The organism is Qipengyuania aestuarii (assembly GCF_019711535.1).
Classification (GTDB): Bacteria; Pseudomonadota; Alphaproteobacteria; order Sphingomonadales; family Sphingomonadaceae; genus Qipengyuania; species Qipengyuania aestuarii.
Window position 1 is genome coordinate 87,198 of the sequence record NZ_JAIGNP010000001.1, and the last position, 18,900, is coordinate 106,097.

General features: G+C 61.1%; 15 protein-coding genes. 8 read left to right on the plus strand and 7 right to left on the minus strand.

Annotated elements, in window-relative coordinates:
* Window positions 1–89: 89 nt before the first annotated feature.
* Both K3175_RS00470 and K3175_RS00475 read right to left on the minus strand, forming a co-directional pair.
* Complete coding sequence (locus K3175_RS00470; RefSeq protein WP_221541419.1) at window positions 90–899, minus strand: hypothetical protein; 810 nt, start codon at window positions 897–899, stop codon at window positions 90–92.
* Window positions 900–1,062: 163 nt separating this feature from the next.
* A complete protein-coding gene (locus K3175_RS00475) occupies window positions 1,063–2,247 on the minus strand; it encodes a GGDEF domain-containing protein (protein ID WP_221541420.1) in 1,185 nt (394 codons plus the stop codon).
* Between the two features lie 136 nt (window positions 2,248–2,383).
* Between K3175_RS00475 and K3175_RS00480 the strand changes: the two genes are divergently transcribed.
* Window positions 2,384–4,324, plus strand: a complete 1,941-nt coding sequence (locus K3175_RS00480; RefSeq protein ID WP_221541421.1) for a lipoxygenase family protein — start codon at window positions 2,384–2,386, stop codon at window positions 4,322–4,324.
* A gap of 63 nt (window positions 4,325–4,387) precedes the next feature.
* Here K3175_RS00480 and K3175_RS00485 read toward each other — a convergent pair whose 3' ends face one another.
* The gene (locus K3175_RS00485; RefSeq protein WP_221541422.1) at window positions 4,388–5,653 is read right to left on the minus strand and encodes a glutamate-5-semialdehyde dehydrogenase; all 1,266 of its coding nucleotides are present in this window, start codon (window positions 5,651–5,653) and stop codon (window positions 4,388–4,390) included.
* A 44-nt stretch (window positions 5,654–5,697) separates the two neighbouring features.
* On the minus strand, window positions 5,698–6,483 hold the full coding sequence (gene proC / locus K3175_RS00490; protein ID WP_345719318.1) for a pyrroline-5-carboxylate reductase: 786 nt from the start codon (window positions 6,481–6,483) through the stop codon (window positions 5,698–5,700).
* Window positions 6,484–6,694: 211 nt separating this feature from the next.
* Between proC and proB the strand changes: the two genes are divergently transcribed.
* From proB to K3175_RS00525, 7 genes are all read left to right on the plus strand, one after another.
* Complete coding sequence (gene proB / locus K3175_RS00495; protein ID WP_221541424.1) at window positions 6,695–7,843, plus strand: glutamate 5-kinase; 1,149 nt, start codon at window positions 6,695–6,697, stop codon at window positions 7,841–7,843.
* A gap of 420 nt (window positions 7,844–8,263) precedes the next feature.
* A complete protein-coding gene (nhaA, locus tag K3175_RS00500; protein WP_221541425.1) occupies window positions 8,264–9,457 on the plus strand; it encodes a Na+/H+ antiporter NhaA in 1,194 nt (397 codons plus the stop codon).
* On the plus strand, window positions 9,454–10,452 hold the full coding sequence (locus tag K3175_RS00505; protein ID WP_221541426.1) for a TerC family protein: 999 nt from the start codon (window positions 9,454–9,456) through the stop codon (window positions 10,450–10,452). The genes nhaA and K3175_RS00505 overlap by 4 nt, the downstream gene beginning before the upstream one ends.
* 92 nt (window positions 10,453–10,544) lie before the next feature.
* On the plus strand, window positions 10,545–11,345 hold the full coding sequence (locus K3175_RS00510; RefSeq protein ID WP_221541427.1) for an outer membrane protein assembly factor BamD: 801 nt from the start codon (window positions 10,545–10,547) through the stop codon (window positions 11,343–11,345).
* A gap of 77 nt (window positions 11,346–11,422) precedes the next feature.
* Entirely contained in the window at window positions 11,423–13,087 is a 1,665-nt protein-coding gene (recN, locus tag K3175_RS00515; RefSeq protein ID WP_221541428.1) for a DNA repair protein RecN, read from the plus strand.
* A gap of 103 nt (window positions 13,088–13,190) precedes the next feature.
* Entirely contained in the window at window positions 13,191–15,248 is a 2,058-nt protein-coding gene (ligA, locus tag K3175_RS00520) for an NAD-dependent DNA ligase LigA (RefSeq protein WP_221541429.1), read from the plus strand.
* Between the two features lie 45 nt (window positions 15,249–15,293).
* On the plus strand, window positions 15,294–16,430 hold the full coding sequence (locus K3175_RS00525; RefSeq protein WP_221541430.1) for a serine hydrolase: 1,137 nt from the start codon (window positions 15,294–15,296) through the stop codon (window positions 16,428–16,430).
* Here K3175_RS00525 and K3175_RS00530 read toward each other — a convergent pair.
* The 3 genes from K3175_RS00530 to bla are packed head-to-tail and all read right to left on the minus strand — an operon-like array spanning window position 16,396 to window position 18,871.
* Window positions 16,396–17,073 carry a TIGR02117 family protein gene (locus K3175_RS00530; RefSeq protein WP_221541431.1) on the minus strand — a complete coding sequence of 226 codons (678 nt, stop codon included), beginning with the start codon at window positions 17,071–17,073 and terminating at the stop codon, window positions 16,396–16,398. The genes K3175_RS00525 and K3175_RS00530 overlap by 35 nt on opposite strands.
* Window positions 17,070–17,972: a 50S ribosomal protein L11 methyltransferase gene (locus K3175_RS00535; RefSeq protein ID WP_221541432.1), complete on the minus strand. Its 903-nt coding sequence runs from the start codon at window positions 17,970–17,972 to the stop codon at window positions 17,070–17,072. The genes K3175_RS00530 and K3175_RS00535 overlap by 4 nt, the downstream gene beginning before the upstream one ends.
* Window positions 17,969–18,871 carry a subclass B3 metallo-beta-lactamase gene (gene bla, locus K3175_RS00540; RefSeq protein ID WP_247710605.1) on the minus strand — a complete coding sequence of 301 codons (903 nt, stop codon included), beginning with the start codon at window positions 18,869–18,871 and terminating at the stop codon, window positions 17,969–17,971. The genes K3175_RS00535 and bla overlap by 4 nt, the downstream gene beginning before the upstream one ends.
* Window positions 18,872–18,900 lie beyond the last annotated feature (29 nt).

Below are 18,900 nucleotides of genomic sequence, written 5' to 3' on the forward strand. Positions count from 1 at the left end.
CAAGACTTTCCACTTTTCCTCGCATCTGACCTCATTTCTGGTTCTAAGTCCCTTATCCTTTTTGTTGACGAAGCTCACCCATCGCGTCCTCACCCCAAGTCCTTCCAGTAGTCCTCGTCCTCGTTCCACTGTTCCAGCTCCTCCTCGACCGAGTAGAGGTCTTCCAGCTCTCCGGCGGCCTTCCAGTCGGTGGTTACGAGGTGGGCGAAGTGCGTGTCGGCATCGTTTTCCGGCGGGCCGTCCTCGTCGGCGCGCTTGCGCCGGGCGATTTCGGCCAGCTGGGCCTGCATCGCCTCGATCTCCTCCAGGTTCATCTCCACCGGATCGAAATGTTCGACCATGGCGGCGTTCATGTCGTCCTTCTCCGCGCGGCTGAGGGCGGGGGTGGTCATGCTTGCGGGGTGGGTCGGGAGTCTTTGTTGTCCTACCGCTCCGCTGCTTGACGACCCGGGATTAAAATAACTCGCGGCGAGGCGTTTGCCGCGTTCGTCGCGGGCGTTCATCCTGAGGCAGAACATCAGCAGGCGATCGTTGCGGATGCGGCGGAAGCCTTTCAGCTTGCCGGCGACGAAGACGGGGCTGAGCTGGCCGTCGATCGCGCGTTCATAGGCGATGTCCTTCAGGCGCTGCACGCCGAGATCGAGGGCGGCCTCCCATGCGCGGCGGAAGCTTTCGGACCCGGGGCGGCGGCGCAGGTAATAGGCGCCCTCGGTGCTCATGTTGACATAGCGCGCGGCGCGGCTGACGCAGCCCGTATCGGCGAGCGCGCCGATGAAGGCCTTCTGGCGCGCGGGCGTCCAGCCATCGTGGCGGAACTTGACCGGCACGGTATCGAAGGCGGGGATGTCCTCTGCGGGGACGGGGGTGCGGGTTTCGGAAGGGTCCTTGCTGCGGGTCATGCGTGCGTCTCCTGGGCTTGAAAAGCACGGGGCATGGAACGGCAGGGGGCGTGTAGGAAAGCAAATAGGATTCCCTCTGGGGCAATCCTACATCCGAGGGGCTGGTGGGCGGCCGCGGCGGGGGAAATCAGGCGGATCGGCCCGTCTTAGGGAGGCAAAAAAGTCAGGCGGGACGGGGGGATAGCGGCCCGGCGGGCGATTCGCCCCGGGCCAGCGCGCTGCGGTAGGAAATCTCCAGCTCGTCGGCCTGGCAGGACTGGTCGCGGCCGCGGCGCTTGGCTTCGTAAAGCGCATCGTCGGCCCGGCGGTAGAGATTGCGCCAGGCGGGATCGTCTTCCAGCGTGCCCTCGGCAATGCCGATGCTGACAGTCACCCGTTCGCCATGCGGCATGGCGGCCGCGCGGATCTCGTCCAGCAAGACCTCGGCGGTGGAGCAGGGCAGCGCCTCGCGCGTGCCGAGCAGGGCGAATTCCTCGCCCCCCAGCCGCGCGGCGCTGACATTGTTGCCCGCATGCGCATCGATGATCCGGGCGATTTCCTGCAGCACACTGTCGCCCACGTCATGGCCATGCGTGTCGTTGACTGCCTTGAACCGGTCGATATCGATCAGCAGCAGGCGGGAAGGGCCGTCGTCATCCCCCAGCGCCTCGGCGAAATCGAGCAGGGCGCGGCGGTTGAGCAGGCCGGTCAGCGGATCGGTGAGGGCGAGGGTGTGGTTCTTGCGCTGGAGCAGCAGCAGCTCGACCACCTGCTGGTGATGCATATTGATCATCCGCCACTGGAACATGCCCGCCAGCGCCAGACTGACCGCCGCCGCCCGGTCGAGCGTGGAGCCGAAGATCAGCAGCAGAGCGGCGATGGGGACGATGTCGATCAGCAGATGCATCGCCGCCGCCGCGCGAATGCTCGCCACGCAATAGGCGGTGGCGAGCGCGCCCATCACGAGGATGACGGGGAAATGCAGCCGCTCCGCCCCGTCCGCGCTCAGCCAGCTGGCGATTGCCCAGGTGGTGCTGATCAACGCGCCGATGAGCGAGGAGAACCAGCTCTCGACAATGAATTTCTCGGCGCGCCAGGGCCTGCCTTCGAAGGATTTTCCGCGCAGGAGAGTGATCAGGCCGGAGATGCAGTAGATCGACATGCCGAGCGGCAATACCCAGCGCACGACCCAGCCGGTGCTTTCCGGCGTCACGAAAATGGCGAGCGGGCACGTGAGCAGCAGCGCGACGAACAGCCAGCGTGCCTGCTTGTTCACCTGCTGCGCCGCCGCGATCACGTAATCCGCGCGCACATCCTGCGGCAGATCCGGAATCGCTATTGCGCGGACAATCTTGCCGAGCTTCCCCATAAGCACACGTTAAACCCCCCGAGGCCCTAACATCTCCCAACGGGCCCACCCTCGTATAAGTACGTAGTTGCTAATCTTTGCGTTAACGTTTGTCGAGTACGCATTTCCGCACTTCAGCAAGACAGATGGACCGATAATGCCACAGCAAGCTCCACTTTCTCCATCACTGCCCCAAAATGACACAGCGGCAGAGCGGCAGGACCGGAAGGAGCAACTGGCTGAAAGTCAGGCGCAATATGAGTGGACCGATACCGTGCCCGCCGTCGATGGTGTTCCGGTCGTCAAGGTTTTGCCCAAGGCGGAGAAGCCCTCGGTGGAATGGTGGCTGAAGCTGCTGGGTATCGTGATCGAGATGGCAAAGAATGTCATCGCGGTGGAAACGTCTCTGGTTGAGCAGGGTCTGTCCTCGCTCGATACGGCATTACTAGACGCCGATCGCGCGGTGATTGCGGCGATCGAGAAGGACATTGCGGGACTTGAGGTGAAGCTGGCCGGTGACCTGATCGGGCACAAGGGATTGGCGGCTCTGGCAGGTGATTGCCTCCACATGGTCGAGGCGGAAGTCGTTACGGCGGATCTGCAGAACCACGCGACCAAGCTGAAAGGCATTCTCGAGCTACGCGGTGCAACCCTTGCTGCGCTCGGCAAGGAGCGACCGCGGACGCTGGAAAACTATCTCGACCTGTTCAAGACGATCCCGGTTCCTGCAATCGCCTATACTTTCCAGGACGATCTCGAATTCGCGCATCTGCGCGTGGGCGGACCCAACAGCGTGCTGATAGAGGCGGTAAGCGCCATTCCGTCAGGCTGCGCCATTACGGCGGAGCAATATGCCGCTGTCGTGGCAGGCGATACGCTGGATGCGGCGCTGGAGGATGGCCGGCTTTTCCAGTGCGATTACGCACCGCTATCGATCATCGAGCCTGGCCTATGGAACGGCATCGCGAAATATCTGACCTGCCCGGTCGCCCTGTTCGCCGTTCCTCCCGGTGGCGACAGTCTCGTGCCTATCGCTATCAATTGCGATCCTTCCAATGCGGCCAGTCCGGTTATGACACCGGCCATGGACAGCGCCCATGAATGGGGCTGGGAAATGGCCAAGCTGGTGGTGCAGGTTGCGGACGGGAATTACCACGAACTCTTCGCGCATCTTGCACGCACGCATCTGGTAATCGAGGCAATCGCCGTGGCCACCCAGCGCCATCTTGCGCAGCAGCATCCGCTCAACGCATTGCTGGTGCGGCACTTCGAAGGCACGATGTTCATCAACGAGGCGGCTGCAACCAGCCTGATCACGCCCGGTGGCCCGATCGATCATATTTTTGCAGGCACCATTCAAAGCAGTCAGAAGGCGGCTGTGGAGGCCCGGCTCTCCTTCGATTTCGCCAAGGGTATGCTTCCGCTCGACATCGAGGCGCGAGGCGTTGGCGCCGGAACGCCCTTGGCCGTCTATCCCTATCGCGACGATGCCTTGTTGATCTGGGGAGCGATCGAGACTTGGGTGCGCGAATACATAGAGACGTATTATGCCGAGGACGACGATGTCGTCGGCGACGCGGAGGTCCAGGCGTGGGCAGCAGCGATCGCGGGCAGTGGTAAACTGACAGGCTTCAGCGCACCGCAGACCGTCCAGAGCCTGATCGATCTGTGCACGATGACCATCTTCACCGCGAGCGCGCAGCATGCCGCGGTCAATTTTCCGCAGAAAGACATCATGGAATATGCCCCGGCCGTGACCGGGGCCCTGTGGCAGAGCGTGCCCGATACTCAGGATGGCAATACCAAGCCCCAATGGCTTTCCATGATGCCGCCTGAGGCGCTGGCGCTAGAACAGCTCAAAACGCTCTATCTGCTCGGCTCGCTCTATTATCGTCCGCTAGGAACTTACCGCTCGCCGCAATTTCCCTATCCGCAGTGGTTCCGCGATCCGAAGATCAGCGGTGCGAGCGGGCCGCTGGCCCGCTTTCAGTCGGCGCTGGAACAGGCTGAGGAGCAGATCGTGGCGCGCAACGCGCAGCGGCGGCGACCGTATACCTATCTCCAGCCAAGCCTGATCCCGAGCAGCACCAATATCTGACACGAAAAAGCCGCCGGGCGCAAAGGCTCCGGCGGCTTCTTTGATCGGTTTTGACGGTTCGCCTTACGGGCGCGTCTGCCCGTCGCCGTGGACGAGGTATTTGAAGCTGCAGAGCTGTTCGAGGCCGACGGGGCCGCGAGCATGCATCTTGCCGGTGGCGATGCCGATTTCCGCGCCCATGCCGAATTCGCCGCCATCAGCGAACTGCGTGCTGGCATTGCGCATGACGATCGCGCTGTCGATACTGGTCATGAATTTCTTCGCCGCAGCATCGTCTTCCGTCATGATCGCATCGGTGTGATGCGAAGAATGTTCGGACACCCACTCGATCGCCTGGTCGAGGCCATCGACGACTTTGACGCTGGCGATGGGATCAAGGTATTCGGTGTTCCAGTCGGCATCGTCGGCAGGCTTGATGCTATCGTCGATGGCGACGGCTTCCGTGTCACCGCGCAGCTCGCAATCGTTGCCCATGACCGAGGTAAGGCGGGGGATGAAGTCCTTTGCCACGGCCCGATCAACCACGATGCTTTCCGTCGCGCCGCAGACGCCGGTGCGGCGCAGCTTGGCGTTGCGGATGATTTCGGCAGCCTTGTCGAGATCGGCCGCTTCGTGGACGTAGCTATGGCAGTTGCCATCAAGGTGGAGGAGGGTGGGCACGCTTGCCTGGTCGCGGACCAGTTCAACGAGGCCGCGGCCCCCGCGGGGGATTACGAGGTCGACATATTCGTCGGCCTTGAGCAGTGCCGCAACGGCTTCACGGTTGGTCGTGCCGACAGTCTGGACTGCATCTTCGGGCAGGCCTGCCGCGTTGAGCCCCGTACGCATGCAATCAACGATTACACGAGTGGAGTGACGGCTTTCGCTGCCACCGCGAAGGATGACGGCGTTGCCGCTCTTCAAACAAAGAGCACTGGCATCGGCGCCGACATTCGGGCGGCTTTCATAAATCATCCCGATGACACCGATCGGTACGGCAACCCGTTCGATCTTGAGGCCGTTGGGCCGGTCGAAAGTCGCCAGGCTGCGTCCGACGGGATCGGGAAGCTCCGCGATTTCTTCGAGTGCAGACGCCATGCCCTCGATGCGATCTTCGGTGAGCCTCAGACGATCGATAAAGCTTTCGGGCTTCTTCCCCTCAACGCTCTTCACGTCCTCGGCATTCGCTTCGAGCAGCTCGGGCGTTTTCTCACGCAGTGCCTTGGCAGCCTCGCGCAGCGCAGTGTTCTTTGCGTCAGTGCTCGCGGAAAGCAGGCCGTGGGCGGCTTTGCGGGCGTTCTGGCCCAGCGTGGTGATGTGAATCTGCGGGTCTAGCGTCTGGTCGTTCATAGTCTCTCTCTCTTCGTCTTGTATCGGAGCGGGAGGCGCTGTCCTCAGCGCAGCTCTACCGCCCGGTCGTAGCAGGCCTGCAGTGTAGCATGCATTCGGTCGGTTAGGCCATTGTCGCCATTGAGTGCGTTGAGGCCGGCGGCTGTGGTACCGCCTTTGCTCGTCACCGAATTGCGCAGGTCTTCAAGGCTTGGGGCCCCTGGCTCGCTGGCCATGGCGATGGCGCCGCCGATAGTGCCGAGGACCATTTCACGGGCCTCTTCTTCGCTGAAGCCTTGTGCCATGGCGGCCTCTGCATAGGCGCGGGCGATCTCGAAGACATAGCCTGGACCCGAGCCTGCCACAGCGGTTACGCGGTCCAGCTTCTCTTCGCTGTCGACGGTCACGACCGTGCCGGCCCGTTCCATGAATTCGACAGCGTGGGCCATATGGCCGTCGGCCGTGTGAGGCCCGGCAACGACGCCGCTCACTCCGCGGCCGACCGCCGCAGGAAGGTTGGGCATGACGCGAACCACGGGCTTGTCGCCCATCAATTTCGACAGACGCGCGGCGGAATAGCCTGCGGCAATCGAGATGATGTAACCGTCATCCGCAAGGTTCTCCGCATATCCGGGCATCACATCATCGAACATCTGCGGCTTGACCGCTGCGACAATGCAGTCGAAACGTTCGTCGGCGATTTCGGAACTATCACGCACGAGCGTGACTTTTTCAGGCAGATCGCTGGCCATGGGGTCCACCACGGTTATCGCCTCCGGGCCGGAAACCCATTGCGAAAGTAACGCGGAGCCCATTTTTCCGCAGCCGACAATAAGTATAGAATTGATAATGGTAGAATTCCGTTTCCGCGCTCAGGGCGCTCTGTGTAATTCTTAGTTTAGTTCCAAAGTGAAATAACGATCCAATTAAGTCTTCGCTATTTCTTCGAAGAATACTTCCAGCATTTTGCGCATTCGATATTCTTAAAAATCCGGTTGTGCACTGCACCATCCCTATCTACGTTCTGACACAGAAATTTCAAGTTAGAGATATTTTTTAGATATGACCAAGAAACGCAATATTGTTGTCAAGATCGGTTCGGCATTGCTTGCCAATCAGGAACTCCTGACCCCGCGATATGGTTTCCTGCAACGCCTGCTCGAAGATGTCGCCACGCTGCGCGCCGAGGGTAACGATGTCATCATCTGTTCGTCGGGTTCGGTCGCGCTAGGTCTGCGGATCATTGGCGAAACACCGGAAAGCGCAGGGGTGTCGGACAAGCAGGCGGCCGCCGCTTGCGGCATGCCGCTGCTCCTGAACGCCTATAAGCAGGTGGGCCATGAATTTGGTTTCGAAATCGCGCAGGTGCTTTTGACGCTTGGGGACTTCGAAGATCATCGCCGGTTCCTCAACACTCGCAACACCGTGCATCGGCTGCTGGAATCCGGCGTGATGCCGATCGTCAACGAGAACGATACGATCACGACCGAGGAAATCCGCGTGGGCGACAATGATCGCCTCGCCGCGAAGGTTGCGCAGATGGTCGGTGCGACCGACTTCATCATCCTGACAGGGGTGGACGGTCTGTACGATCGCAACCCGGACGATCCGGATGCCGAGTTCATCCCGGAGGTGAGCGATGTCGGCCCTTACATGGCCGCGACCAAAGGTAAGAGCACGCTGGGCACCGGCGGCATGGAAACGAAGCTTCAGGCCGCGAATATGGCGCAGGAAGCTGGCGTGACGACCTGGATCGCCCAAGGCGAGGTGGATCGTCCCCTGTCGACCGTGCTCGATGGCAGCCGCCGGGCGACCAAGGTCCTGCCCAATCCGAACCCGCTGTCGGGCTGGGACAGCTGGATTGCCAATCGGCTGCAGATGGCGGGAAGTCTCGTGGTCTCTGAAGCGGTGGCCGATGCGCTGGCGCAGGGAGAGCGGCCGATCCGCCGCGCAGACGTGGTCAGCATGGACGGGGATTTCACACGCGGGGACGTGCTGCACATCTACGACAGCAAGGGGATCGAGCGGGCACGCGGCCTTACCGATTTCACCAGCGAGGAATTGCGTGTGCTGACCCACAATCCCTCCACCGATCCCGAGCAGCTGCTGGGCTACAAGACCCGCGGCGAAATCGTGCGCAGCAACAATCTCGTCATGCTGGAAACCCGACATTTGCTGTGGGATGCGCCCGACGGGTTTGGTGAAGGCTGAAGCGCAACGAAACACGCCGCGCGCTGGCTGAATCGGCGCGCGGCTTGAATTCCCGTTCAGTTGGGCTATAAGGCTCGACACGGACCGGGCCCCTCTGGCGGGCGCTCTTGCGCACGTGATGTCGGCCGTGTCGGACAAACCGATGCCAGCTGATAGGCCCGTTTCTTTTTCTTAGCCCGTCCCGCGCCGGTAGTCCGATCGATTTGAAGTTCGATCAGGGAGCGTATGATGACGGCGGAACATTCCATACTGGCATTCGACCGTGGGAGGCCCGTGCGACCGCATCTGCTGTGCGGGTGGGCTACGCAGTGCAAATCGCTGACGCATGTTGGCTTACCTTTGGGAAAGCCTCCTTGCCTCTTGGCGAGCCGCTGATCGCCCAAGCAAGCTTCCCCGCTTCCCTTCTATCCGGAGCATATCATGGTCAAAGCCATCACCCCCTTGCTGCGCGACTTCCTGCAAAAGGAGAGTGCCGGCGGCATCGTCCTCATTTTCGCGGCGGCGCTTGCCCTTGCGGTGGCCAATTCGCCGCTGGCTGCCAATTACATGTCCCTGCTGGATGTCCCGGTCGTCTTTGCGATCGATAGTTTCGTTATCGACAAGCCCTTGCTGCTGTGGATCAACGACGGACTCATGGCCGTCTTCTTCTTCCTTGTCGGTCTTGAGGTGAAGCGAGAGGTACTGGAAGGCCAGCTATCTAGCTGGAGCAAAGCCTCGCTACCGCTCGTCGCGGCTCTCGGCGGCATGGCTTTGCCTGCTTTCGTGTTCATCGGTCTCAATCTTGGCACGCCCGACAATATGCAGGGCTGGGCAATCCCGGCCGCGACCGACATCGCCTTCGCGCTTGGTATTCTGTCTTTGCTCGGCCCGCGGGTGCCAGTCGCGTTGAAGGCGCTGCTGCTGGCGATCGCCGTGATCGACGACATCGGCGCCATCGCCATTATCGCCCTGTTTTATTCCGGCGAAATCGACACCGGGATGCTGGCTGCAGCTGCAATGGTCTTCATCGCGATGCTGGCACTGGGCCGCGCGAAGGTCGCCTCGACGATCCCCTATGTGTTGCTGGCGATCCTGATGTGGGCATTCGTCCTCAAGTCCGGCGTTCACGCGACGTTGGCAGGCGTCGCCGCCGCGCTGACGATACCGCTGGATCGCTCCAGCGATCATGGTCCGCTGGAGCGGATGGAGCATGCGCTTCATCCATGGGTCGCGTTTCTGGTCATTCCAGTCTTCGGCTTCGCCAATGCCGGCGTTACGCTTGTGGGGCTCGAGCCATCGGCTCTGCTTGATCCTCTGCCGCTCGGCATCGCGCTGGGGCTCCTGATCGGCAAGCAGCTCGGTATCTTCGGGTTCGCCTGGTTGGCCGTAAAAATGAAGCTCGCCAGCCTGCCTAACGATGTGAACTGGCGTCAGATCCACGCTCTATCGCTGCTCGCGGCGATTGGCTTCACGATGAGCCTTTTCATAGGGAATCTCGCATTTACGACTGCGGATCAGATCGATGCCGTGAAACTTGGTGTGCTCGCAGGTTCAACGGTCGCCGCACTGACCGGTTACTTCCTGCTCAAGTCCGCTCTCCCGGCCCTGAACCCAGCTAAGGAGCATCACGCATGACCGACTTCTTCCTTTCGGACTGGCTCGGAACGCCTCTGTGGTTCTGGGCGGCATTTCTCGCGATCGTGATTGTCCTTACCGCGTTCGACCTCGGTGTCCTCCACAAGGAGGACAAGGAGATCGGAATTGCGGAAAGCCTGAAACTATCCGTGTTCTACATCGGGGTCGCCTTGCTGTTCGGTTTCTGGGTCTGGGTCGAGCGCGGGCCTGAAGCGGGCATGCAATATTATACGGGCTTCTTCATCGAGAAAGCGCTGTCGATCGACAACGTCTTCGTTATTAGTCTGATATTCACCTACTTCTCGATCCCGCCAAAATACCAATACCGCGCGCTTCTGTGGGGTATCATGGCCGTGATCGTTCTGCGCGGCCTCATGATTGCCGGCGGCGCGGCTATTCTGGCGGAAGCTTATTGGGTGCTCTATCTTTTTGCTGGCTTCCTGATCGTGACCGGGATCAAGATGTTCTTTGCCGGGGACGAGCCGATGGATGTGGGCAACAATCCGGCGGTGAAATGGATCAGCCGCCACATGCGCGTCACCCCGGACCTGCACGCGCAGCGCTTCCTCGTGAAGGTAGAGGATGCCAAGACCGGAAAAATGGTGCGTGCCGCTACGCCCCTGCTGCTCGCTCTCGTCGTGATCAATCTCGCCGATCTGGTGTTCGCAGTGGACAGCGTCCCCGCCATTTTCGCGATCACGACGGATACTTTCATTGTGTATACGTCTAATATCTTCGCGATATTGGGATTGCGGGCGCTCTATTTCGCTCTGGCGGCAATGGTCTACCGCTTCCACTATCTGAAATATGCGTTGGCGGCCGTGCTGGTCTTCATCGGTAGCAAGATCTTCGTTTCCGATTTCCTGCTCGACGGTGGCAAGATGCCGCCATGGATCAGTCTCGGGGTCACGATCGGACTGATCGGCGCAGGGGTGGGCTATTCGCTCTGGAAGACTCGCGGCCAGGAAGAAACGGACTGGCCCGCCACGCAATGATGCGGCCAGTTGCGGGTGTGTGCGCGGAAGCGGTGAAATCGCCGATAACTTCACTTGGCGTTCAGCGGGGCGCTGGTTATAGGCTCGGCCCTATGAAGACCCAATCGCGCACCACCCGCATGCTCGCCTTCGGCGCACTCGCTGCTGCCACCACACTCACTGCAGCCTGCGGTGGCGGTTCGAACCGGCCCGAAGACACGGCCTATGTCGCGCGCGATGTGGAGACGCTTTACGGTCAGGCCAAGTCGGAACTCGATAGCGGGAAGCCGCAATTGGCCGCTGCGCTGTTCGACGAGGTGGAGCGCCAGCATCCCTATTCGCCTTGGGCGCGCCGTGCCCAGCTGATGAGTGCGTTCAGCTATTATGTCGCTGGCGACTACAATAAGACTGTTGCTTCGGCGCAGCGTTTCCTTTCGATCCACCCGGGCAACAAGGACGCGCCCTATGCCTATTACCTGATCGCGCTTAGCTATTATGAGCAGATCAGCGATGTTCAGCGCGACCAGAAGGTGACAGAGCAGGCGCTGACTGCGCTGCGCGAAGTAAATCGTCGTTTCCCGCAAACTCAGTACGCTGCGGACGCGCGTCTCAAGATCGACCTTGTCCAAGATCATCTGGCCGGCAAGGAAATGGAAATAGGCCGCTATTACCAGCGCTCGGGCCGCTGGATCGCTGCGCAAATCCGGTTCCAGAATGTGGTGGATACCTATCAGACCACAAGCCATGCGCCGGAAGCCCTCTATCGTCTGGTGGAAAGCAGCCTTGCCTTGGGGATCAAGCCGGAGGCGGTAAAATATGCCGCTGTCCTCGGCGCGAATTATCCCGGCAATGAATGGTACGAGAAGGCTTACGAGCTCATTGAGGACAATGCTGCTGGCGTCTCGGCCAGCTGACCGGCGAACGACTATTCACAAGTCGATCATAAGGGGAACAGTGACGCGGCGTTCCGGCTGCGTTACATAGGGTAGCAATGCTGACCCGGCTTTCCATTCGCAACATAGTGCTGATCGAAGCGCTCGATCTCGATTTCGGGCGTGGTCTTGGCGTGCTGACCGGCGAAACCGGGGCGGGCAAGTCCATCCTTCTCGACTCGCTGGGGCTCGTGCTGGGGAACCGCGCCGACAGCGGTCTGGTTCGCGCCGGCGAAGCTAAGGCCAGCGTTTCGGCAAGTTTCGAATTCTCGTCCTTGCCCGAGCAGATCGTCGATGCACTCGACGACGCCGATATCGAGATTGAACCCGGAGAGCCGCTGATCATTCGGCGCCAACTCAAGGCAGATGGCGGCAGCAAGGCCTTCATCAACGATCAGTCGGTCGGCGTGGCCCTGCTCCGCGAAATCGCGGGCATCCTCGTCGAACTGCACGGGCAGCATGACGATCGGGGGCTGGTCAATCCGCGTGGTCACCGGGCGCTGCTCGATCGGTTCGCCGGTGCAGGCACCGCGCGGGTGGAACAGGCCTGGACCAAATGGCGCGAAACCGAGGCCCGGCTTGCGAGCGTGCGCGATGCGCTGGATCAAGCCCGGGAAGATCGTGATCTGCTTCTGTCTCACCTGAGCGAGCTCACGGCTCTCGAACCGCAAGCGGGAGAAGAGGCACGGTTGGCCGAAACGCGCGCCGACATGCAAAAAGGTGAGAGGCTTTCCGGGGATCTGGAAGAGTTACGGCACCTGTGGGAAGGCTCGGACTCGCCGCTTGCCAGCCTCCGAGTTGCGGCCCGCAAGCTGGACCGGATCGCCGCGGAGCACCCCTTGCTGGCCGAGGCTCTGGGCGCGTTGGATCGGGCTGTGATCGAAGCCGGGGAAGCCGAAGAAAAGCTGGAAGCGGCTGCGGAAGCGCTCGACCATGATCCAACCGCACTCGAAGCTGCAGAAACGCGATTATTCGAATTGCGGGCGCTGGCGCGAAAGCACCGCTGCGAGGTCGACGAACTGCCCGAAGCCATGCGCACGATGCGCAGCCAGCTAGACTCCATCGAAGGAGGCGAAGCTGAGCTGGATGCGCTGGAGGCCGCAGCTGTCGAGACCGAGGGCAAATATCGCGCGGAAGCCGAAGCGTTGCACGCAGCGCGCACCGCTGCGGCGCTAAAATTGGATGATGCCGTGGCACGCGAACTGGCGCCGCTCAAGCTCGATGCGGCACGGTTCAAGACTGCGGTAACAAAACTGCCGCAGGACCGCTGGGGACCGCATGGGATGGATAGCGTCGAGTTCCTGATCGCGACCAATCCGGGTGCGGATTTTGCGCCTTTGAACAAGATTGCCAGCGGCGGGGAATTGTCGCGTTTCATCCTTGCCTTGAAGGTTGCCTTGGCGGAGCAGGGCGGGGCGGCCACGGTTATCTTCGACGAGATCGACCGCGGCGTGGGCGGCGCGGTCGCCAGCGCGATCGGCGAACGTCTGGCGCGGCTTGCGTCCGATGGTCAGCTGCTTGCGGTCACGCATAGCCCACAGGTCGCTGCGCGCGGCCGGACGCACTACATGATCGCCAAGAGTTCGGACGGCACTGTCACGCGGACAAGTGTGGCTCTGCTCGACGAAGCGGGTCGCAAGGAAGAAATCGCTCGAATGCTTTCCGGTGCCGAAGTGACGCCAGAGGCGAGGGCGCAGGCGGACCGCCTGTTAGAGGGTGTGTGACACGAATGCTCCGAACTCGCGCGGGCCGAGATGATCCGGGATTAGTGGGCATGTGACCCGCGAGGCTATGGCGAATCTCGCAACGTCTGCTTAGAGCCAAGCCATGGAGATCAGTGAAGCCGAAGCAGCGAACGAGCTGATGCGCCTGGCGCGCTTAATCGCTAAGCACAACAAGCTCTATCATGCCGACGACGCGCCGCTAATCACGGATCAGGAATATGATGCTCTGGTGCGGCGAAATGCCGAGCTGGAAGAGGCGTTTCCCCATCTTGTGCGGGAGGATTCGCCATCCCGGGCCGTCGGGCATGAGATAGCTTCTTCTCCGTTATCCAAGGTGACGCACGAGGTTCGCATGATGAGCCTCGACAACGCTTTTTCGCCTGAGGAAGTGGAGGAGTGGATGGCGCGCGTTCGGCGCTTTCTCTCGCTTGACGAGGGTAACGCCATTGCCATTACGGCGGAGGACAAGATCGACGGTCTCTCCTGCTCTCTGCGCTACGAGGGGGGCAAGCTGGTACGCGCTGCCACGCGTGGAGACGGCCAGGTCGGTGAAGATGTCACCCCCAACGTTGCCTACATCGCTGACATCCCACAGAAACTTTCGGGTGCCGATATCCCGGAGGTGTTCGAAATCCGCGGTGAGGTCTACATGGCCAAGTCCGATTTCATGGCGCTGAACGAGGCGCAGGAAGAAGCAGGCGGAAAGCTCTTCGCCAATCCGCGCAATGCCGCTGCGGGCTCTCTTCGGCAGAAGGATGCCGCCGTAACGGCGAAGCGGCCGCTCAAGTTCTGGGCCCATGGCTGGGGCGCAGCGTCCGCAGTGCCGGGGGCCAGGCAGGAAGAGGTAATACGCATGATCGAGGCGTGGGGCGTGCCGGTCTCGCCTCTCTTCACGTGCGTAAAAGACGTTACGGGAATGCTTGCTCACTATGACAGGATCGCCCGCGATCGTCCTGATCTTCCTTACGAAATCGACGGCGTCGTCTACAAGGTCGATCGGCTCGACTACCAGCAGCGTCTTGGCTTTGTCGCCAAGGCACCGCGCTGGGCACTGGCGCATAAATTCCCAGCTGAGCGGGCCGAGACGACGTTGGAAGCAATCGACATCCAAGTCGGTCGTACTGGCAAACTGACCCCCGTCGGTCGCCTTGCGCCAGTGCTGGTGGGCGGCGTCACAGTCACGAATGTCACGCTCCATAACCGCGATGAGATCGAACGGCTTGGAGTCAGGCCGGGCGATCGGGTGGTGGTTCAGCGGGCGGGAGACGTTATTCCACAGCTTGTGGATAATTTGACACGCGACGTCGAACGCGCGCCATTCGTGTTTCCGGACCATTGCCCCGAATGCGGCAGCGAAGCGGTGGCTGAGGAGGGAGAAGTCGACGTGCGTTGCACAGGCGGCCTGATATGTCCTGCACAACGCACTGAAAGACTGAAACATTTTGTCAGCCGCGGGGCGCTGGATATCGACGGGCTGGGCGAAAAGACGATCGATCAGTTCTTCGCCCTGGGGTGGCTCGAAAGTCCCGCCGACATCTTTCGTTTCAAGAAACGCCGAGACGCCATTCTCGCGCTCGATGGCTGGCAGGAACGGTCTGTGGAAAAGCTTGTGGACAGTATCGAGGCAAGGCGCTCGCCGGATGCGGCACGCCTGCTTTTCGGTTTGGGCATTCGTCATGTCGGCGCCGTGACGGCACGCGATTTGATGAAGCATTTTCACGAGCTTCCTGCCTTGCGCGAGACTGCAGAGAAAGCGCGCGCGGGCGATGAGGGAGCTGCTGCCGCGTTGACTTCGATCGACGGTATAGGCGGTGCTGTGGTCGAAGCCCTCGGGGATTTCTTCCACGAGGACCATAACAAGGCGGTATGGGACGATCTCCTGAGCGAGGTCGATCCGCCCCGTTTCGAAGTGGAGACCCGCGATAGTCCGGTTAACGGCAAAACCGTAGTTTTCACTGGCAAGCTCGAAACCATGAGCAGGGACGAAGCGAAGGCTCAGGCAGAACGGCTTGGGGCTAAGGCCAGTGGATCGGTGAGCGCAAAGACCGACCTGCTGGTGGCGGGGCCGGGGGCTGGCAGCAAGCTGAAAAAGGCAGCCGAGCTGGGCATTGAGGTGATCGACGAGGCAGGTTGGGCCGAGATCGTTGCGAACGCGGGATAATCTCGGGAATTTGGAAACTTACGCCGTGGCCCGTGTTTCAGTGACGTGAACCGTTCCCCCATACTAATCCTGACCGTCCTCATCGTCGGAGCCTTCCTCGTCCTCGCCACAATAGCGAGCACTCCGGGCGAATCCGCCGAGGATTTTCACAAACGTGTGACGCTGGCCGAGCAGAAGCCGACGCCGCCTCCGGAACCGGAACTGACCGAGGCGCAGCTGGCGCTTCAGGAGCAGCTGCGGGATCTTGGCGAGAATTTCAGCGGCGATGTGGGTATCGCCGTGACCGAGGCGGATACGCTCGCAACTATGTCTTATACGGGAAAGAAACGGTTTCCGCAGCAGAGCGTCAGCAAGCTATGGGTGTCTCTGACCGCGCTCGACCTTGCCGACAATGGCGGGCTGGAGTTGAGGGAACCCGTGACCTTGCGCGCCGAAGACCTGACGGTTTTCCATCAGCCCATCCGCAATATCGTGCGCGCCCGTGGCTCTTTCGCGACCGATTATGCCGACCTGATAGACCGGGCGATCACGCAGAGCGACAATACGGCAAACGACCGTCTGCTGCGCCGTGTCGGAGGTCCGAGTGCCGTGGAAGGCTTCCTGCGGCGCAATCAGCTTGGCGGGGTCCAGTTCGGCACCGACGAGCGGACAAAGCAGAGCGCGATCGCTGGTCTCAAATGGAAACAGGCCTATTCAATCGACAATGCGTTTTACGAAGCCCGCGATCTGGTCGACGAGGAAGACCGGCGGCGCGCATTCGAGGCTTACCTCGCCGATCCGATCGATGGTGCCAGCCCCGAAGGCATCACCAGGGCGTTGGCGCGGCTTGCGAGGGGTGACTTGCTGTCGGAAAACTCGACTGATCTCATCATCTCGACGATGCAACGCACGCGAAGCGGGCCGAGGCGACTGAAAGGCGGAGTGCCGGCCGGATGGACCATTGCGCACAAGACGGGCACTGGCCAGTTCTTCGACGGAGTTCAGTCGGGCTATAATGACATCGGTATCCTCACTTCGCCGGATGGCACGAATTACGCGCTTGCAGTGATGATCGGGAGTACCCGGGTCTCCTACGCCGCGCGCATGGAGATGATGCAGGAAGTGACGCGAAGTGTGGCCCGCTATCACAACCAGCGCACGGCTGAGGTCACCGCCAAGACGGATTCGCAATCCACTTCATGACCCCGCCCGGAAAGGGCGTCCAGAGGCCTGTCTTGACGCCTGCCTTTGCCATCATGTCGCTGGTCCACTGATTGCATGTGTTGCCCAGATGATAGGTCCCCGGCGCATCGTAGAAGACATCGTAGCGGGCATAACCGCGCAGCGGCTTCCCCTCTCCCGGTCTAGGCGCCTGCCGTTCGATCGCTGCCACCAATTTTGCATACTGCGTACGCGTCAGGCGTAGAGGGCGGTTCGATGAACCGGGAGCCGGTCGTACGTAATGGGCCACGTGAAGCAGACCATCTCCGCCGACGGCTGCCCCGACTGCGGTCGACAGGCTGAGATCGGCCCATGTTGGCGTGTTGAGAAAAACTTCCCGTTCGCCCCAGCTCACGGCCACATGGGTATAGGGCCGTGCGCCATCTTGCAGGTCGCTGGACGGGAAAGTGGTTCGCCAGTCCTTCACGTCAGAAACCAGCGGCATGACGATTTCGGTATGGATGCCGTTATCGCCCACCATGATTTCGATGCCCTCGGCAGGCTCGGTCCAAGATTGGTTTCTGGGAATGGAACTGCCGATCCAGGCCGCGAAAAGAAACAGCATGATGGCTGAGATGATCGCCCCTATTGCCCAGGCGCCCGCCCGCAGCAGCTTCGCCTTCATTCGATCCGGCTTTTGCGAAGCCACAGGATTGCCCAGTCCCCGTTCGTCACCCTTCGCGCGAGCCGGAAGCCTTGCGCTCTATATGCGGCGCGTACCTCGGCCTCCTGCGTGGCGAGGAGACCGGCCAGCAACAGGCTGCCTCCGGGCGTGGTGACACTTGCGAAATCAGGTGCGAGTTCGACCAGCGGACCCGCGAGAATATTGGCGATCAGCAAATCGTAGGGCGCCCGCGCTTGGATCAACTGATCGTGCGTCCCCGGAGCGATCACCATGGTCAGTTCGCCGGGGCCGGGCCCCATCGCGATGCCGTTCGTAGCGCAATTGTCCACGACCACGCCGGCGCAGACCGCGTCGATATCCGAAGCAGTTACCCGGGCACGAGGCCACAAGTGCATGGCAGCGAAGGCAAGCAGGCCGGTTCCAGTGCCGATGTCTGCATGATTTCGAACCACCAAGCCCTCGCTCTTCATGAGGTCGAGCGTGGCAAGACACGCGGCGGTCGTCTTGTGCTGTCCCGTCCCGAATGCCTGGCTGGCAGGAATGATGAAATCGACCAGATTGTCATCGGCGGGATATTCCGGCGTGTGAACATGGAAGCGGCCTGCGCGGATGGGTTCCACGCCTTGCTGGCTAAGAGTTACCCAATCCTGCTCGGCAAGCTTTTCCGCAGCCAGTTCAGGGGCGCCCTCAGCGAACAGCGCTTCGACGGCTCTCTTTTCGGAAGCGGTCGGCTTGTGATCGAGCCACACCTCCAAAATCCAGTCGTCAGGTCTGTCCTCGGCTATCTCTCGGCCTGAGACGACCAATTCCTCCGGGAAACCCAAAGCCTCGTCGTGTGCCAGCAGCGCTTCCTGAACGATTTTCTTTCCAGCTTCGCCGGATAGCTTCCACGAGCTCATTCATCAGCCTCCTTAGCCAGACGGGCATCGAGTTTTGCGGACAAGGAGGCAGCGTAAGTCTCGCACTGACCCGGCGCGCCGAATGTTCCACTCCGGAGGTTTTTCAGCAACTGGCTCGCCGAGGGGTGCGGGGTGACGATGAAATCGCAGGGCAGCAGCCGCACTTTTTCGATGCTGTCGCGAAAGGCGGCAAGATAGGCGGGGTGGTCGCTCAAGCGATAGTCGTCGGAGGAAACCGCCGAGAGGCTGTCGACATAGGCCATTCTGCTACAGGCACGTGGTTCGGAGGCTAGGCTGCAAGAGTTCCACGTCCAGCTCATTGCGCCGGGGGTGTGGCCCGGAGTGGCGTGAGCGGTGAATTCTAGCTCACCCAGCCTGAGAACTTCGCCATCGGAGAGGATTTGTCCCACCTCTACCGGCGTCATGGCCGGGTGATCCATTTCGGCCTGTGGATCATCAGCTGCCGCCAGCCCGCTTTGCAGGACGGCTTCGGCCTGCGGTGAAGCGACGATTTGCGCACCTGTTGCTTCGGCCAGAGCGGCATGCGCGCCGACGTGATCGAAATGTTCGTGGCTCATCAGGATAAAGCGGACATCGCGTGGATGGAAGCCAAGCCGGCGGATGTTGGCGAGAACCAGCGGTGCAGCTTCGGGCACGCCGGAGTCGATCAGGACATGCCCGTCATCGCTGGTGACCAGCACCGCCGAAATGCCGCAGGTGCCGACGTAAAAGCTGTTGCCGATCAGCTGGAACGGCGGGGAAGGCTTGGCCCAATCGTCCCACGCTTCGCATGTGTCGAGAAAGGCCAGGCGCTGCTGCTTCAGATCAACCGGATCTAGAGCGGGTTCCCGACTGATCGCTGTGTTCATGTCTTCTTTTTCAGCGAGCACAGCGCCCATGCAACCAGCCAAGCTGATGCTGAGTGCGA

Excerpts from the sequence above, each read along its gene's own strand:
- K3175_RS00470 (WP_221541419.1), bottom strand. The coding sequence starts at position 899 with ATGACCCGCAGCAAGGACCCTTCCGAAACCCGCACCCCCGTCCCCGCA.
- K3175_RS00475 (WP_221541420.1), bottom strand. The coding sequence starts at position 2,247 with ATGGGGAAGCTCGGCAAGATTGTCCGCGCAATAGCGATTCCGGATCTG.
- K3175_RS00480 (WP_221541421.1), top strand. The coding sequence starts at position 2,384 with ATGCCACAGCAAGCTCCACTTTCTCCATCACTGCCCCAAAATGACACA.
- K3175_RS00485 (WP_221541422.1), bottom strand. The coding sequence starts at position 5,653 with ATGAACGACCAGACGCTAGACCCGCAGATTCACATCACCACGCTGGGC.
- proB (WP_221541424.1), top strand. The coding sequence starts at position 6,695 with ATGACCAAGAAACGCAATATTGTTGTCAAGATCGGTTCGGCATTGCTT.
- nhaA (WP_221541425.1), top strand. The coding sequence starts at position 8,264 with ATGGTCAAAGCCATCACCCCCTTGCTGCGCGACTTCCTGCAAAAGGAG.
- K3175_RS00505 (WP_221541426.1), top strand. The coding sequence starts at position 9,454 with ATGACCGACTTCTTCCTTTCGGACTGGCTCGGAACGCCTCTGTGGTTC.
- K3175_RS00510 (WP_221541427.1), top strand. The coding sequence starts at position 10,545 with ATGAAGACCCAATCGCGCACCACCCGCATGCTCGCCTTCGGCGCACTC.
- recN (WP_221541428.1), top strand. The coding sequence starts at position 11,423 with ATGCTGACCCGGCTTTCCATTCGCAACATAGTGCTGATCGAAGCGCTC.
- ligA (WP_221541429.1), top strand. The coding sequence starts at position 13,191 with ATGGAGATCAGTGAAGCCGAAGCAGCGAACGAGCTGATGCGCCTGGCG.
- K3175_RS00530 (WP_221541431.1), bottom strand. The coding sequence starts at position 17,073 with ATGAAGGCGAAGCTGCTGCGGGCGGGCGCCTGGGCAATAGGGGCGATC.
- K3175_RS00535 (WP_221541432.1), bottom strand. The coding sequence starts at position 17,972 with ATGAGCTCGTGGAAGCTATCCGGCGAAGCTGGAAAGAAAATCGTTCAG.
- bla (WP_247710605.1), bottom strand. The coding sequence starts at position 18,871 with ATGGGCGCTGTGCTCGCTGAAAAAGAAGACATGAACACAGCGATCAGT.